The sequence below is a fragment of the Bacillus cereus group sp. RP37 genome, from assembly GCF_040459695.1.
GTDB lineage: Bacteria > Bacillota > Bacilli > Bacillales > Bacillaceae_G > Bacillus_A.
Window position 1 is genome coordinate 5,339,121 of record NZ_JARVHP010000001.1, and the last position, 15,880, is coordinate 5,355,000.

The window sequence follows — 15,880 nt, forward strand, 5'->3', positions numbered from 1 at the left end:
TTTATTCAAGCGTTTCTCGCTCTCCTAATAAACGTACTGCGTATACTTGTTCACAAAATCCTTTTAATCCGTTATATATACGATGCATTCGCGAATCATGGTGCACAAGACCAAATACGGTTGGACCACTTCCACTCATTAATACGGCATCTGCTCCAAATCGCTTCATCTGTGACTTAATACGTGCAACTTCAGGATGCATCGCAAACGTTACCTCTTCTAAAACATTACCAACAGTATCACAAATCCCTTTGTAGTCCCCAGCATTTATGACATTAACCATTTTATCTACATTTGGATGTGTAACTCGATTTAACTTTAAATTTCCATACACATCAGCAGTAGATACACCAATATGTGGTTTTGCTAAAATAACCCAACAAGAAGGTGGAGTTTTTATATGCTCTATTTGCTCTCCTCTTCCAGTGGCAATTGCTGTCCCACCATATACACAAAACGATACATCTGATCCGATTTCTGCGCCAAGCTCTGCTAACTGATCAATTGTAAGCCCTAAATTCCATAATTTATTAAGGCCACGTAATGTCGCTGCTGCATCACTACTTCCACCTGCTAATCCAGCTGCTACTGGAATCGTTTTTTCAATAGTAATAGATACGCCTTTTTTCACATTAAACTTCTCTTTTAATAATTTCGCTGCTTGATAAGCTAAATTTCTTTGGTCGTCTGGGACATACCGATTATGGGATAAAATTTCAATACGGTCTTCTGCTAATTCCATTAGTTCTAAACGATCCGCTAAATCAATTGTTGTCATAATCATTTTCACTTCATGATATCCGTCTTGTCTTTTTCCCAGTACATCTAACGACAGATTAATCTTTGCTGGTGCTTTCACTAGTAGCTTCAATCTATTCACCCACTCTATGTACTCAATCTTTTATCGTTTATTTTACCATAAATTTATAGTAAGACGATGACACTTCCCTAATTATAACGAAAAGCATTCAGAATGAAACTACTTATGTAAAATGATGGCACCTTTTCGAGTACAAAAAGCCGAGGAATCACTCCTCGGCTACCGTAGCATAGAAAGTATCTTACAACTACTGGTTTTGTTTCATTAATTGCTGTTCTGCAATTTCTATAGCACGTTTCACCATGTTACCAGCATCTTTCGCACGAATTCCGCCCCATCCTTCTTTCTGAACAACATCATAAAAGCCTAGCTCTTTTGCAAGCTCTTCTTTAAATTGATTTGACATGACACCTCTTCGTCTACTCAATGCAGAGTCCCTCCTTATTTTGCTACGGTATAATTAGTATGCAAAATAATATAGCTTTTCATTTGTGGGAATTTATGTAACGATACATGAATTATAAAATCACTTCATTATGAGGTTCACCATAAAATGTTAATTCTACTGTCTCTGTTAAAACATCCGCATAGCTATATGATACACGTTGCAACGCATCTTCTTGCTGATCCAATTGTACAACAAAAACAGAACGGTACGTTTCTGCAAGTACACCTGATTGTTCTACTGTTTTTCTTCTCCCACTATTCGCCTTTAACATCAGTCTCTGTCCAAGATGGTGATCTAATTCGTTTTTAATATCATCTAAACGTTTTGACATATCCCTTGCTACACCTCGCTGTAATTTAGATTGAACACTTAAAATACGATATATCTATCCCAATTATTAACCGCAACTCACAGACAATATCATTATAAAAGCATCATGCGTTCGAATAGATAGAAGAAATACTATATTGTAAAAGTATCATTATGTAGTCTGTGCGTTCTTGTCTCTTTTTATCCAAGCTGATTTAAATCCTTTCCATACAAAAAAAGCAAGATACGTATGTACCTTGCTTATTCTTCATAATGTTGAAAGGGTAATCCAGTTCGTAAAATCCCTCTCGTCTCAATCCCGCCAAGTCCCTTTTCGCCGGTAATCGTATTACGTACAACATCCCATACATTTACTCTCTCCATAAATGACGTAAAACTAATTTTACCAACTACATATACAGGATCTAGTGCGTGAATATTAATTCTAGATGGTGAACTAGCAAAATTAGCTCCTGCTCGAATTAATGCTTCAAAGTGAGATTGGCATGCTCCAGCAAAAATAACGAGTTGATCCAATGATGGATATTTTTTTCTCACTTCTCGAACAGCCTGTACAAAATGCCTTGAATGCCTATATGCTGCTAAATCTCCCTTTACCCCTTTTGATTTTGTATATGCATCGTGCCCGGTAATAACTAAAATGTCCGGACGAAAATGATCTATTAAATCTACTACCTTTTCATGCATCTCTGTTTCCTTACAATGAATACCTTGTACAGGAACACCAATTTTATTATATAAGTCTAGACACTTGCGCAAATATAACGGGTCTCCATCTATATGCAATACACGTCCTGGCATTTGAAAATAATTCACCTCACTTGTATATCCACCAGTTGAAGTGTGTTCATGCCTTTGTTTCATTAATACATAATCTTGTTGAAACAAACGATACGTACGCTCCATTGTTTCTTTCTCACGCTTCGCTCTTTTTTTATGTTCTCGTTGATCTATACTAATTAAATCTTCAAGTGGCGCATCCGCCACCAGTCTAATTTCCTCTCCAAACAATATAGCTATCTCGCCTTTTATTTCTATAACACGAAAAAGAATATCCCTATTATGAGAATATCGTTCCACTAATTCTCCAACATGTAAAGCCATTCTCCTACCTCCAAACTCGTTAGGCCATCTTACCTGTTTTTAAAGTATGAATTTGGGAGGAGAAAGGTGACAAAAGGGACAGTTCAAGTTGAACTGTCCCTTTTATATTCTTATGACAATTTATGAAGAACTAATGCATTACTTAATGTTGCAAACTCCTCAATAGATAGCGTTTCGCCTCTTCGTTTTGGATCAATCCCTACTTCTGTTAAAATTCGATCCAACAGCTCTTTATCTTTCGGGAAACCATTTAAATTATTTGATAAATTATTCATTAACGTTTTACGACGCTGTGCAAAACTTGCTCGTACTACCTCAAAGAAGAATGTCTCATCTGTTACTTCTACAACTGGTTTCGGGCGCTTTAGGAGACGAATAATCGCAGAATCAACATTTGGTTGTGGCACAAACACTGTACGCGGTACAGTCATAACTGTTTCTACCTCTGTATAATACTGAATAGCAATTGATAAAGAACCATACTCTTTCGTTCCAGGTTTAGCAGCTAAACGATCTCCAACTTCTTTTTGCATCATAACAACAAATCCACGAACCGGTAATTTCTCTTCCAGCAATTTAAATAAAATTGGCGTTGTAATATAGTATGGTAAGTTAGCTACTACCATTACATCTTGCCCTTCCTCAAATTGCTCACTAAACACCTCATGTACATCTGCTTTTAATACATCTTTATTTATAACTGTAACGTTGCTATATGGAGCTAACGTCTCATCTAAAATCGGTAATAATCTCTGATCAATTTCAAAAGCCACTACTTTTTTAGCACGCTTCGCTAATTGTTCTGTTAACGCACCGATACCTGGTCCAATTTCAATTGCACCACTTTCTGAACCGATTTCAGCGTGATCGACAATACGATTTAATACATTCGTATCAATTAAAAAATTTTGTCCTAAACTTTTTTTGAATGAAAATCCGTACTTTTCAACAATGTCTTTCGTACGATTTGGCGTTGCGATATCCTTCATTTTCTTTCCTCCTGTATGACTTGCTTATAAGCTTCTGCAAATGTTTCTTTTGAAACTTGAAACATTTGTAAACGTTTATGTAACTGTTTTGCGTTTGTATAACCAATCTTTAATAGCTTACCCATTCTTTCTCTGCGACTCTTTGCCATTTCTCCGCCCACTAAACCTGCATCGACTAGATCGTTCCAACTAATTTCACTTGTGTAAGCTTCCATTTCTTCATGTATATTTTCTAAAGCACGGCGAATTGATTCATTAGAAGCATGTTCAATTCCAACGCCTTTTTTCCTTTTAGCAAGTGCTTCTTCCTTCGGTAAAAAAGCATGTTTACATCCAGGCACCTTATCAGAAATAATTTTTCGAATACGCTCTCCAGGATAATCCGGATCTGTGAAAATAATAACGCCTCGTTTTTGCAGCGCTAATTTAACTTGCTCAATAACGTGATCACCGATTGCTGAACCGTTCGTTTCAATTGTATCCGCATCAACAGCACGCTTAATCGCAACTGTATCATCTTTACCTTCTACAACGATAATCTCTTTAATTTTCATGCTTGCCTCCACACTCGTTTCGTCTCTACTTAGTAAAACAAAAAAATGACGACTTTTCCATTATTATTTTCCCCATTCTTACATTTTAAAAAATAGAATGTCCAAAACTTTGTTCTCTCTCCTTATTGTAACACTTCCTCATTCGCCCTTATTTTTTCACAAAAATAAAAAAGAATGGGTTCTCCCACTCCTTTTTATTCAACACCAAATAAAGCTTTTGCATTTTTTGTTGTTATTTCTGCTACTTCCTCATAAGAAATTCCTTTTAAGTTCGCAATCTCTTCTGCTACGAGTTTTACATAACTCGGTTCATTTCGTTTCCCTCGAAATGGATGTGGTGTTAAATATGGACAATCCGTCTCTATTAACAATTTCTCTAATGGAATCTCCGTGGCAACTTCTTTCGGTTTCTTAGCATTTTTAAATGTAACTGGTCCGCCTAACGAAATTAAAAAGTTCATATCAACACATCGCTCTGCTACTTCTACGCTGCCGCTAAAGCAATGCATAATGCCTCCCACTTCAGCTGCATTCTCTTCCTCTAAAATATCAACAATATCTTGAGTTGCATCGCGGTTATGTATAATAATCGGCAATTTTACCCTTTTGGCTAATGCAATTTGTTTACGGAATACTTCCTTCTGTATTTCTTTTGGAGACTTATCCCAGTGATAATCTAAGCCCATTTCTCCAAGTGCAACGACTTTAGGATGAGAAGCAAGTTCTTCTAACCAAGCTAAATGTTCTTCTGTCATGTCGATTGCATCAACTGGATGCCATCCAACCGCAGCGTAAATAAAATCATAGGCTTCAGCTAATTCAATCGCCTTTTTTATCGTTACTTCATCAAAACCAACAACAACTGTATAAGTAACTCCCGCTTCTTTCATTCGTGCAATAACTTCTTGCAAATCTTCTTCAAATTGCTCTGCATTCAAATGTGAATGTGTATCAAACAACATAATACATAACTCCTTTTATATTGAAATCAAGTTTATTCTACAAAAATAAGTTCTTTAATAACTTAACGATAACAATACTACAATCTTAATGCAAAAATAGAGAGTGTAAAAAGAAAAAAGACGCTTCACACATGTTACACGTGAAACATCTCTTTTCTTGTCTTAATTACTTGATTTTTGTACCATTTGGTAGATTTTGGTCAATCGATGCTAATGACAATACGCCATTCTCTTCACCTGCTAAAATCATACCTTGCGATAATTCACCGCGTAATTTTACAGGTTTTAAGTTTGTTACACAAATAACCTTTTTACCTTTTAGGTCTTCTGGCGAATAGAATTTTGCAATTCCAGAAACAACTTGACGCTTTTCTGTGCCTAAGTCTAGTTGGATTTTTAACAACTTGTCTGCTTTTTTCACAGGTTCAGCAGATAGTACTTCAGCTACGCGTAATTCTACTTTAAAGAAATCATCAATTGTAATTTCTTCTGCCTTCGGTTCTTCTTCTTTTTTCTCTTCTACTTTAGGAGCAGAGCTTTTCATTTGTTCTTTAATGTACTCTACTTCCACTTCCATTTCTAAACGAGGGAAAATCGGGTTTCCTTTTTCTACTTTTGTTCCAGCTGGAATGCAACCAATTGTAGATAGGCTTTCCCAAGATTTATGTGCTTCATTAGTAAGGCCAAGCTGAGCAAACATCTTGCTTGGTGCTACTGTTAAGAATGGCATAAGCATAATACCTGTTTGACGAAGTACTTCTGCTAAATGAGCCATTACAGAAGCTAACTTTTCACGATCATTCTCATCTTTCGCTAATACCCACGGTTGTGTTTCATCAATATATTTATTCGTACGACTAACCAATTGCCAAATTGAGCTTAGCGCTACAGAGAATTCCATATTCTCCATTGCCTCTTCTACTTTTTTCAATGTATCCTGTGCAAACGTTACTAACGTTTCATCGAATTCCGTTACATTTGCTTTAAATGCAGGGATTTCCCCGTTAAAGTACTTATCAATCATAGCTACTGTACGATTTAATAAGTTACCTAAGTCATTTGCTAAGTCGAAATTAATACGCTCCACAAATCCTTCTGGTGTGAATACGCCATCAGATCCGAATGGAACTTCACGAAGTAAGTAATAACGTAATGCATCTAATCCATAACGGTCGATTAATGTAACTGGATCTACTACGTTTCCTTTTGACTTACTCATCTTTCCATCCTTCATTAAAATCCAACCATGAGCAAAGACCTTTTTCGGAAGAGGTAAGTCTAATGCCATTAAAATGATTGGCCAATAAATTGTATGGAAACGAACGATTTCTTTTCCAACTAAATGCACGTCTGCCGGCCAGAATTTCTTATACATCTCTTCATTTTCTGTTCCATAACCTAATGCTGTAATGTAGTTAGATAATGCGTCAACCCATACGTAAATAACGTGTTTCGGGTTACCTGGAACACGAACTCCCCAGTCAAATGAAGTACGAGAAACTGCTAAATCTTCTAAGCCTGGTTTAATGAAGTTATTAATCATTTCATTCTTACGAGACTCTGGCTGAATGAAATGTGGATTCTCTTCATAGAATTTTAATAGTCTGTCGACATATTTACCCATTCTAAAGAAATACGATTCTTCACGAACAAGTTCTACATCATGACCACTATCTGGGCTTTTTCCTCCAACTACTTTGTCACCTTCCATAATTGGATCTACTAATTGATGCTCTGTATAGAATGTCTCATCTTGTACAGAATACCAACCTTCATATTCATCAAGATAAATATCGCCTTGATCTACTAATTGCTTGAAGATTTTTTCAACAACATCTTTATGACGATCTTCAGTTGTACGAATAAAATCATCATAAGAGATATCCATCTTCTCCCAAAGTTCTTTAATTCCTGCAACGATGTTATCCACATATGCTTGTGGTGTAACGTTTAATTCTTCTGCTTTCTTTTGGATCTTTTGTCCATGCTCATCAGTTCCTGTTAAATAATGAACATTATATCCTTGCATACGCTTATATCGTGCCATCGCATCTCCTGCTACTGTTGTATAAGCATGTCCAATGTGTAATTTTCCACTTGGATAATAAATTGGGGTAGTAATATAAAAGGATTTTTTTTCCTCTGTCATTGTTTTGGACCTCCCGAATAACCTCATATGTATTTATAAATAGTATATCAAAAACTTATATATAAAGTGAAACTTTAATCTGTGGGGTTGTTCATCCCTGCTAATTATTAGCCTGCACCAATCGGGCTTTTACGAACAGCCCGACTCCCACTTAACTTCTTTGCTCCAGCCAAATTTTGAATTTGGAATCTTACCACTTGTTAATGAGAGATAAAAACGAGTTAATGCCTAGTATCTTTATCATCTATTACTCATATTTCAAGAAAATATACAACCCTAACTTACAATTCGTAAATTTTTCTGAAAATAAAGTGAAATAATAGTAGAAATTACTCCCATTCTATTATATATAAGAAGTAAGAAATCTATAAATCTTTTTAAAAAATATAGAATTAAAGAATTGACGGAAATGTAAATGATTGGTATCATATGTCCATAGGGTATTTTGTCGAAAAATGACGAATCTAAAAATAGACTCGAAACTTATAAACTATTTCTTTAGGAGGAAAAGAATTATGAAATCTACTGGTATCGTTCGTAAAGTTGATGAATTAGGTCGTGTAGTAATTCCAATCGAATTACGCCGTACTTTAGGTATTGCAGAAAAGGATGCTCTTGAAATCTACGTTGATGACGAGAAAATCATCTTAAAAAAATATAAACCAAACATGACTTGCCAAGTAACTGGTGAAGTATCTGATGGTAACCTATCTTTAGCTGAAGGTAAAATTATCTTAAGCAAAGAAGGCGCTGAGCAAATCTTAAACGAACTTCAAGATTATATCGAAACAGCAAAATAAGCTTCTCAATTATGAGAAGCTTATTTTTTATCGACATGATAGATTTGATATACATCGCGTTTCGACAAATCTCGATCTTTAGCGACTGTTTTTATCGCCTCTTTTGAATTCATACCTTTTTCGTTTATATAATGTTCAATATGATCATATACTGAAATAGCTTCCCACCATTGTTCTTCTGGGGCAGGTTCTTCCGTTGAACCAGCTACTAAAATACAAAACTCACCACGAACTTCATTTTGTTTCGTCCACTCAATTGCTTCTTCAACTGTTCCTCGAATAAATTCCTCGAATTTTTTCGTTAACTCTCGACATAATACAATTTCTCTATTTCCCAACACTTCTTGCATTGAGATTAAAGTATCATCTAAACGGTGAGGCGCTTCATAAAACATCATTGTAGTTTGTACATAACGAAGCTTCTCTAACTCCATTTTTCTTTCTTTTTTATTTCTTTGTAAAAATCCATAGAAATAAAACTGTTTTGTTTCAAGACCTGATGCAATTAATGCTGTAAGGGCCGCATTTGCCCCAGGAAGCGGGATAACATGATACTGTTCCGCTACAGCCTCTACAACAATATCGTAACCTGGATCGGAAATACACGGCATACCAGCATCACTAACAAGTGCTACAGTCTTTCCTTCGTCTAACTTCTCTAATATTTTTTTCCCACTTACTTCCTTATTATGCTCATGGTAACTCATAACATGGGTTTCAATTTCAAAATAATTACAAAGTTTTTTCGTTTGTCTCGTATCTTCAGCAGCAATTAAATCAGCTTCTTTTAAAATTCGGATTGCACGAAATGTCATATCTTCTAAATTTCCAATAGGAGTTGGTACTAAATATAAAACTCCCTTTTCATTTTGTTGAAAGCTTTTTTGTTGCCACATAGCGTTCTCCTTTTTGCATATATTCTTCTTTTTGTTTTCTATTTAATTGCTTAAAATAATACTCTGCTTGCATAGCTGTACGTTTATCTTCATGAAATTCTACGTATTTTAAAACAACAGGAAGTCTAGCACGCGTATACCTAGCCCCTTTTCCATTATTATGGGTCTGAATCCGCTTCTCTATATGATTTGTATATCCAGCATAATAACTTCCATCAGAGCACTCTACTACATAAAAACAATGCTTATTCTTCTCCATATAAAATTGAACGAATCTCCTTTGTGTATTCATTATTTTCTTCATATACAAAAAGAGGTGGCAATATTTTTAAATCTGCGTTTCCGTCCTTAATTCCTTCAATTAACAATGTATTCGCTTCTTTACCTGCCTTAGGATAAACAAATCGTACCCGTTTTGGTTCAATTTTGTATTTACGCATTAATGTAACAATATCTAGTAAACGACCCGGGCGATGTACAAATGCTACTTTCCCGCCTTGCTTTACTAGCTGACTACTTGCAGATACAACATCCTCTAATGTACACATAATTTCATGACGAGCTATCGCTAAATGTTCATTCATATTTTTCTCAGAAGTTGCAGGTGTTTGAAAATAAGGCGGATTACATGTGACAACATCATATTGATGACGTCCAAGTTTCTCCGGCATATCTTTCAAATCTCCATGTATTAAGTGAATTCTTTCTTCTAACTTATTGTATTGAACGCTTCTGATTCCCATATCATATAAACGTTCTTGAATTTCCACACCTGTAATGTTCCCTTTTGTTCTTGTACTTAATAGAAGGGGCACAACTGCATTACCTGTGCACAAATCAAGTAAATTACCTTTTTGAATTGGTACCCAGGCAAAGTCTGCAAGTAAAACAGCATCTAAAGAAAAATTAAATACTGATGGGCTTTGTACGATTTTCATATCTTGCGCTAATAAGTAATCTAAACGTTCATCTTCATATAAATTCATATGTTACTCCTTTTCTTACACTTAACCTACCCTATTTCATCTTCTACTAATAAAAAAACATATTTCATTCTACTCTCATGTATAAAAAATTACCTTTCCAATTATTATTGGAAAGGTAATTTCACTTTTTATTTAAAAATGACAGGCAGAATAAACAATCTCCCTCTTTACGTACACTTCCATAATGCAGATTACAAATATGAAAACCTTCTTGATATAGTCTTGCTAAATTATCGTAGCCTTCACCAATATCTGTCTTCGGCTTCACTTCTTTACGTTTTTGAGCTTTTTGTTTTTCCTTAATCTGCACTTCTTCAAAGCGGTGTCGCAAATTTTCATTTTCCATTTTTATATGTTGGTTTTCTTCCAACAGCTCTGCAAGATGTTGTTTTAATTCTCCCAACTGTTTGTATAAATGTCCAATTTGCTCTTCCATACTAGAAACCGATGCAAAAATATCTTTTTTCTCCACAAGCACCCACCTCATTAATCTGTGGTTTGACTCGAAACGACCCCTTTATTCACTAACTCATCTAACGTATATTCTACTATCCGTTCCTTGTCTACTAGTTCCACTTGAATTAATCTTTCTAAAATATTTAATCCGATAACACGGCCAGTACCATGCGGGGTTTGTATACGTTGATCTAAATCAGGAAGTTGTTCCTTTGCTGCCTCATATTCATCATTCTCATATTTTAAGCAACACATTAAGCGACCACATAAACCAGAGATTTTTGCAGGATTTAATGATAAATTTTGATCCTTTGCCATCTTAATGGATACAGGTTCAAAATCTCCTAAAAAAGTAGAACAACAAAGCATACGACCACATGGACCAATACCACCAAGCATCTTTGCTTCATCACGAACACCAATTTGTCTTAGTTCAATTCTTGTCCTAAAAATTGCTGCTAAGTCCTTCACTAGTTCGCGGAAATCAATTCGACCATCCGCAGTAAAATAGAAAATAATCTTATTGCGATCGAACGTATACTCTACATCTACAAGTTTCATATCAAGATTATGTTCTACTACCTTTTGCTGACAAACTTGATATGCTTCTTTCGCAGCATGTTTGTTCTCTTCAACAATGGTACGATCGTTTTCATTAGCAATACGAATAACCTTTTTTAGCGGTAATACAACGTCGTTTTCATCAACTTGCTTTTTGGTAATAACTACTTTTCCGTATTCAATACCTCTTACTGTTTCTACAATTACAAACTCATTTTCAGAGATATCGAACTGATTCGGGTCAAAGTAATACACCTTTCCGGCCTTCTTAAAGCGAACACCTACTACATCATACAAAACGGTCATCCCTCCTGCAACCGCAACACTAACTGTTCGAACACAAGCTGCGCATTTACATTAGCGTTGATTCTATTTTTTGCCTCTAATATATTAAAGAGAGCTGATACAATGCGCTTCTGAGCATAGGAGAAAGATTCAAATATCTCTTTCTGCTCATGAAAAACAAGACGATCTTCTTCTCCAAGTTGAACATATAATAAATCCTTATAAATAAGGAGTAACATATCTAAACCTTGCTGTAATTGTTCTTTCTCTCTAAAGTGCTTTCCCCATTTTTCTTGAACAAAAAAAATAGAGGCTTTGTCTTTTTCGAGCGCTTCACATAATTTTATCACTAAAGCTCGTGCTTGTGCAAACCATTCATCACTACATAAAGCTAAAGCTTCATCAAAACTATTCGTGAGCTGCGCAGCAAGTGTCGATAAAGCTGCCGTAATACCTTCATCCTGTAATCTTTTAATTAAAGATTCCGTAGGTAACGGTCTAAATGTAACAACTTGACAGCGAGATAAGATCGTATTTAAAATTTGATGACTTTGTTCAGTAAGTAAAATAGCTGTTGTATCACTACTTGGTTCTTCTAAAAATTTCAAGAGTGTATTCGCTGCGTTTGCTGTCATACGGTCTGCGTGCTCAATAATATATACTTTTTTATTTGCTTCTAATCCTGTTTTTGAAAACTCTTCTTGTAAATCATGAATTTGCTGCTTCTTAATAGATAATCCGTCTGGTTTTACAATATGTAAGTTAGGGTGGTTACCTGAATCAATTCGCTTACAATTTGTACATACATGACAAGGTTCTACCCCATTCCGCTGAGAACAGAGGAAACTCTTTGCCATTTGAATTGCTGTCGCAAATTTTCCTGTCCCTTTCCCTCCCTCTAACAAGTAAGCGTGGGATATACGCTCTTTTGCAATGCTATTCATCAACATTTTTACACCGATGGGTTGTATAGCAGAAAGCTGCTCCCACGTCTTCGTCATAATGCATACCTCACTTATTTCATTCTTTCCTTCTATTATAACAATTTATCTTCTATAATCTGAACAACTTCTTTTATAAGTTTTTCCATTGGTTGATCAGCATTTACCGATACAATACGATCTGAGAAACGTTCTACAACTTGTAAATATCCTTCACGCACGCGTTTATGGAAAGAGATATCTTCCATATCTAATCGATTCACTTCACGTCCTGCATCTTTTTCAATTCGAGCTAAACCTACCTCTGGTTCAATATCTAAATAAATTGTTAAACTAGGCATACAGTCTTCTGTTGCGAAGCGATTTATTTCAAATACTTTATCCATACCTAATCCTCTTGCATATCCTTGATACGCTAAAGAGCTATCTATAAAACGATCACATAGTACAAGGTAGTCCTCGTTAAGCGCCGGCATAACCTTTTCCACCAAATGTTGCCTACGTGCAGCAGCATACAGAAGCGCCTCTGTACGTGCTTCCATCATCGTATATTCTTGTTTATGTAAAATCGTTCTAATATCCTCAGAAATTGCAATACCACCTGGTTCCCTCGTCGCCATCACCTTTTGTTCTTTTTGTTCAAAGTATGGCAATAAACTTTGAATTAATGTTGTTTTACCCGAACCTTCTGGACCTTCAATTGTTACAAATAATCCCTTCATTCTAAAACCTACTTTCCATATCATACACTTTCATATATTTCGTGCTACCTTGAAAACGAGCACCTGATTTCTCTAAATACATAATTTGCTCTTTATGTTCTGAAGTAATTCTTTCCCCATACATAATCAATGGAATTCCAGGTGGGTACGGAATTACCATTTCCGCCGCTATCATCCCAACTGCTTCTTCTACAGATACTACTTTTGTTTCATATCCTTCCAGTTGTTTATATGTATACGGTAAAGGAGAAAACTCTCCTTTATAAGTATAACGAATAGATTTCTTCTTGTCTTTCACCTCATAATATTGCAATGCCCCTCGGATCATCTCTATAGCCTTCATATACTCCTTATTTACTTGCAAGGGCAAAATAAATAGGACATTATATGGATCCGCCATTTCTGTATATATCCCGACCTTTTCAAATACAGACTGTAATTCGTATCCTGACAGCTGACAACGGGTCTGTATGGTAAACTTTAACTCGTCTTGTAATGGATATTGTAAAATAGCTATTTGTGGAATAGAAGATAATTCTTCTTTAAATTCCCGTAAAAACTCGACAATTTCATCATGTCCCTCTTCTTTTATACGCGCTATTGTAAAGCGTGCAATATCAAGAGAAGTCATAATTGGATACGATGGACTACTAGATTGTAGCATACTTAAATAAGTAGAAACCTTTTCTGCTTTCACTAAGTTACTATTTATATGTAAATAGGATCCCATCGTCATCGCTGGTAATGTTTTATGTGCAGAGTGAACTACAATATCTGCACCATATGCTAACGCTGACTTTGGAAATGCCCCTCCTAAACAAAAATGGGCTCCATGTGCTTCATCTACTAAAACAGGGATTTTATGTGCATGTGCATAAGCGACGCTTGCCTCTAGATCCATCCCCATACCATAATAATTAGGATGCGTTAAAATGAGTGCTTTAGCATTTGGATATTTTTCAATTGCTTCCTTAATAATTTCACCATGAATTCCCACTGGTACGTTATAAGCTTCATCAATCCATGGATCTAAAAAAATTGGATTTGCTCCTGCTAATTTTAAACCATTAATAATTGATTTATGACAATTTCTTTGTACAAGAACAATATCATGTTCCCCGCAACAAGACAAAATCATTGCTAGGTTCCCTACTGTTGAACCATTAATTAAAAAATAACTTTTTTTCACTCCATATACATCAGCTAATAATTGTTGTGCCTCATCTATACATTCAAACGGACTATGTAAATCATCTAACCCTGACAACTCAGTTACATCGATAGATAGTATATCTTTAAACTCCCCTACTGCCTCCTGAGGGAAGTTTAAACCGTTTTTATGCCCTGGAACATGAAAGGATAACGGTGCCCTTTCTTTAAACTCTATTAATGCCTCATATAAAGGTATGCGATTTTGATTCATCTATATCTCTTCCTTATTATTTCATTCTTTATCTATTATACAGAACAAAAAAAATAATAGGCATATGCCTATTTAAAAATATGATACTTCTAATTTCCGAAGCTGTTTTAAATAATATATATACTTCGGATCATCTGTCTCCGTATTCACCATATCCTTTTCACATTCATAGCATATTAAATTATTATAAACATATATCCCTTCTTTTCTTTCTGTCTCACAAACAATACAAACTTCATTTTGTGATTTCATAACCTTCCCTCCCTATTTAAATGGACATCTTTTATACTTCTATTCCTTAACAATTTACAGAAAAATATACATCAATCTCTTATATAATATGATTAACCCTTGGGCAACGTGTTTGTATTACCATTACTTCTTTTTACGTACTTTTTGAAAACACAAAAAAACACGAATCAAATGATTCGTGTTTTAGCTTGCTTGGCGACGTCCTACTCTCACAGGGACAAGGTCCCAACTACCATCGGCGCTAGAGAGCTTAACTTCCGTGTTCGGTATGGGAACGGGTGTGACCTCTCTGCCATCATCACCAAACTATGAAGGCATATTCCTTCAAAACTAGATAACATTTGCTTCATATTATATGGTTAAGTCCTCGATCTATTAGTATTCGTCAGCTCCACATGTCACCATGCTTCCACCTCGAACCTATCAACCTGATCATCTTTCAGGGATCTTACTAGCTTACGCTATGGGAAATCTCATCTTGAGGGGGGCTTCATGCTTAGATGCTTTCAGCACTTATCCCTTCCGCACATAGCTACCCAGCTATGCCCTTGGCAGAACAACTGGTACACCAGCGGTGCGTCCATCCCGGTCCTCTCGTACTAAGGACAGCTCCTCTCAAATTTCCTACGCCCACGACGGATAGGGACCGAACTGTCTCACGACGTTCTGAACCCAGCTCGCGTACCGCTTTAATGGGCGAACAGCCCAACCCTTGGGACCGACTACAGCCCCAGGATGCGATGAGCCGACATCGAGGTGCCAAACCTCCCCGTCGATGTGGACTCTTGGGGGAGATAAGCCTGTTATCCCCGGGGTAGCTTTTATCCGTTGAGCGATGGCCCTTCCATGCGGAACCACCGGATCACTAAGCCCGACTTTCGTCCCTGCTCGACTTGTAGGTCTCGCAGTCAAGCTCCCTTATGCCTTTGCACTCTACGAATGATTTCCAACCATTCTGAGGGAACCTTTGGGCGCCTCCGTTACACTTTAGGAGGCGACCGCCCCAGTCAAACTGCCCACCTGACACTGTCTCCCGGGTCGATAAGACCCGTAGGTTAGAATTTCAATACAGTCAGGGCGGTATCCCACCAGCGCCTCCACCGAAGCTAGCGCTCCGGTTTCAATGGCTCCCGCCTATCCTGTACAAACTGTACCAAAATTCAATATCAGGCTACAGTAAAGCTCCACGGGGTCTTTCCGTC

18 protein-coding genes and 2 rRNA genes (1 of these 20 running past the window's edge) are annotated in these 15,880 nt (G+C 36.4%); 1 reads left to right on the plus strand and 19 read right to left on the minus strand.

The window, feature by feature from the left end; translation table 11 throughout:
• Position 1 precedes the first annotated feature (1 nt).
• The 8 genes from ispE to metG form a co-directional block, all read right to left on the minus strand.
• On the minus strand, positions 2–871 hold the full coding sequence (gene ispE, locus QCI44_RS28090) for a 4-(cytidine 5'-diphospho)-2-C-methyl-D-erythritol kinase (protein ID WP_033659608.1): 870 nt from the start codon (positions 869–871) through the stop codon (positions 2–4).
• A gap of 196 nt (positions 872–1,067) precedes the next feature.
• Positions 1,068–1,247, minus strand: a complete 180-nt coding sequence (gene sspF, locus QCI44_RS28095) for an acid-soluble spore protein SspF (RefSeq protein WP_001985066.1) — start codon at positions 1,245–1,247, stop codon at positions 1,068–1,070.
• A 91-nt stretch (positions 1,248–1,338) separates the two neighbouring features.
• Positions 1,339–1,599 (minus strand): biofilm formation stimulator Veg, encoded by a 261-nt coding sequence (gene veg / locus QCI44_RS28100; protein ID WP_016085310.1) that lies wholly within the window; start codon positions 1,597–1,599, stop codon positions 1,339–1,341.
• Between the two features lie 239 nt (positions 1,600–1,838).
• A complete protein-coding gene (yabG, locus tag QCI44_RS28105) occupies positions 1,839–2,702 on the minus strand; it encodes a sporulation peptidase YabG (RefSeq protein WP_016085311.1) in 864 nt (287 codons plus the stop codon).
• A gap of 110 nt (positions 2,703–2,812) precedes the next feature.
• Positions 2,813–3,691: a 16S rRNA (adenine(1518)-N(6)/adenine(1519)-N(6))-dimethyltransferase RsmA gene (gene rsmA, locus QCI44_RS28110; RefSeq protein WP_000651555.1), complete on the minus strand. Its 879-nt coding sequence runs from the start codon at positions 3,689–3,691 to the stop codon at positions 2,813–2,815.
• On the minus strand, positions 3,688–4,245 hold the full coding sequence (gene rnmV, locus QCI44_RS28115) for a ribonuclease M5 (RefSeq protein WP_353811516.1): 558 nt from the start codon (positions 4,243–4,245) through the stop codon (positions 3,688–3,690). The genes rsmA and rnmV overlap by 4 nt, the downstream gene beginning before the upstream one ends.
• Positions 4,246–4,439: 194 nt before the next feature.
• Complete coding sequence (locus QCI44_RS28120) at positions 4,440–5,207, minus strand: TatD family hydrolase (RefSeq protein WP_098485743.1); 768 nt, start codon at positions 5,205–5,207, stop codon at positions 4,440–4,442.
• A 166-nt stretch (positions 5,208–5,373) separates the two neighbouring features.
• Positions 5,374–7,356 carry a methionine--tRNA ligase gene (metG, locus tag QCI44_RS28125; RefSeq protein ID WP_016085314.1) on the minus strand — a complete coding sequence of 661 codons (1,983 nt, stop codon included), beginning with the start codon at positions 7,354–7,356 and terminating at the stop codon, positions 5,374–5,376.
• Between the two features lie 515 nt (positions 7,357–7,871).
• Between metG and QCI44_RS28130 the strand changes: the two genes are divergently transcribed.
• Complete coding sequence (locus QCI44_RS28130; protein WP_000843036.1) at positions 7,872–8,156, plus strand: transition state genes transcriptional regulator AbrB; 285 nt, start codon at positions 7,872–7,874, stop codon at positions 8,154–8,156.
• Positions 8,157–8,176: 20 nt separating this feature from the next.
• On the opposite strand, the gene rsmI is transcribed toward QCI44_RS28130, so the two are convergent.
• The 11 genes from rsmI to QCI44_RS28185 all read right to left on the minus strand — a co-directional run.
• Positions 8,177–9,052: a 16S rRNA (cytidine(1402)-2'-O)-methyltransferase gene (gene rsmI, locus QCI44_RS28135; protein ID WP_098485744.1), complete on the minus strand. Its 876-nt coding sequence runs from the start codon at positions 9,050–9,052 to the stop codon at positions 8,177–8,179.
• Positions 9,021–9,311, minus strand: a complete 291-nt coding sequence (locus QCI44_RS28140; protein ID WP_016085316.1) for a GIY-YIG nuclease family protein — start codon at positions 9,309–9,311, stop codon at positions 9,021–9,023. The genes rsmI and QCI44_RS28140 overlap by 32 nt, the downstream gene beginning before the upstream one ends.
• On the minus strand, positions 9,298–10,038 hold the full coding sequence (locus QCI44_RS28145) for a tRNA1(Val) (adenine(37)-N6)-methyltransferase (protein ID WP_061678923.1): 741 nt from the start codon (positions 10,036–10,038) through the stop codon (positions 9,298–9,300). The genes QCI44_RS28140 and QCI44_RS28145 overlap by 14 nt, the downstream gene beginning before the upstream one ends.
• Before the next feature lie 121 nt (positions 10,039–10,159).
• Positions 10,160–10,510: a DNA replication initiation control protein YabA gene (yabA, locus tag QCI44_RS28150; RefSeq protein WP_000412054.1), complete on the minus strand. Its 351-nt coding sequence runs from the start codon at positions 10,508–10,510 to the stop codon at positions 10,160–10,162.
• Between the two features lie 14 nt (positions 10,511–10,524).
• Positions 10,525–11,352: a PSP1 domain-containing protein gene (locus QCI44_RS28155; protein ID WP_000272429.1), complete on the minus strand. Its 828-nt coding sequence runs from the start codon at positions 11,350–11,352 to the stop codon at positions 10,525–10,527.
• 5 nt (positions 11,353–11,357) lie between these two features.
• On the minus strand, positions 11,358–12,341 hold the full coding sequence (holB, locus tag QCI44_RS28160) for a DNA polymerase III subunit delta' (protein ID WP_088083146.1): 984 nt from the start codon (positions 12,339–12,341) through the stop codon (positions 11,358–11,360).
• Between the two features lie 35 nt (positions 12,342–12,376).
• Positions 12,377–13,003 carry a dTMP kinase gene (gene tmk / locus QCI44_RS28165; RefSeq protein WP_098485745.1) on the minus strand — a complete coding sequence of 209 codons (627 nt, stop codon included), beginning with the start codon at positions 13,001–13,003 and terminating at the stop codon, positions 12,377–12,379.
• A 1-nt stretch (position 13,004) separates the two neighbouring features.
• Entirely contained in the window at positions 13,005–14,426 is a 1,422-nt protein-coding gene (locus QCI44_RS28170; protein WP_016085320.1) for an aminotransferase class I/II-fold pyridoxal phosphate-dependent enzyme, read from the minus strand.
• Between the two features lie 72 nt (positions 14,427–14,498).
• On the minus strand, positions 14,499–14,678 hold the full coding sequence (locus tag QCI44_RS28175) for a sigma factor G inhibitor Gin (RefSeq protein WP_000842027.1): 180 nt from the start codon (positions 14,676–14,678) through the stop codon (positions 14,499–14,501).
• 190 nt (positions 14,679–14,868) lie between these two features.
• Positions 14,869–14,984, minus strand: a 5S ribosomal RNA gene (rrf, locus tag QCI44_RS28180).
• 49 nt (positions 14,985–15,033) lie between these two features.
• Positions 15,034–15,880 (minus strand): 23S ribosomal RNA (locus tag QCI44_RS28185); it runs 2,075 nt beyond the window's last position.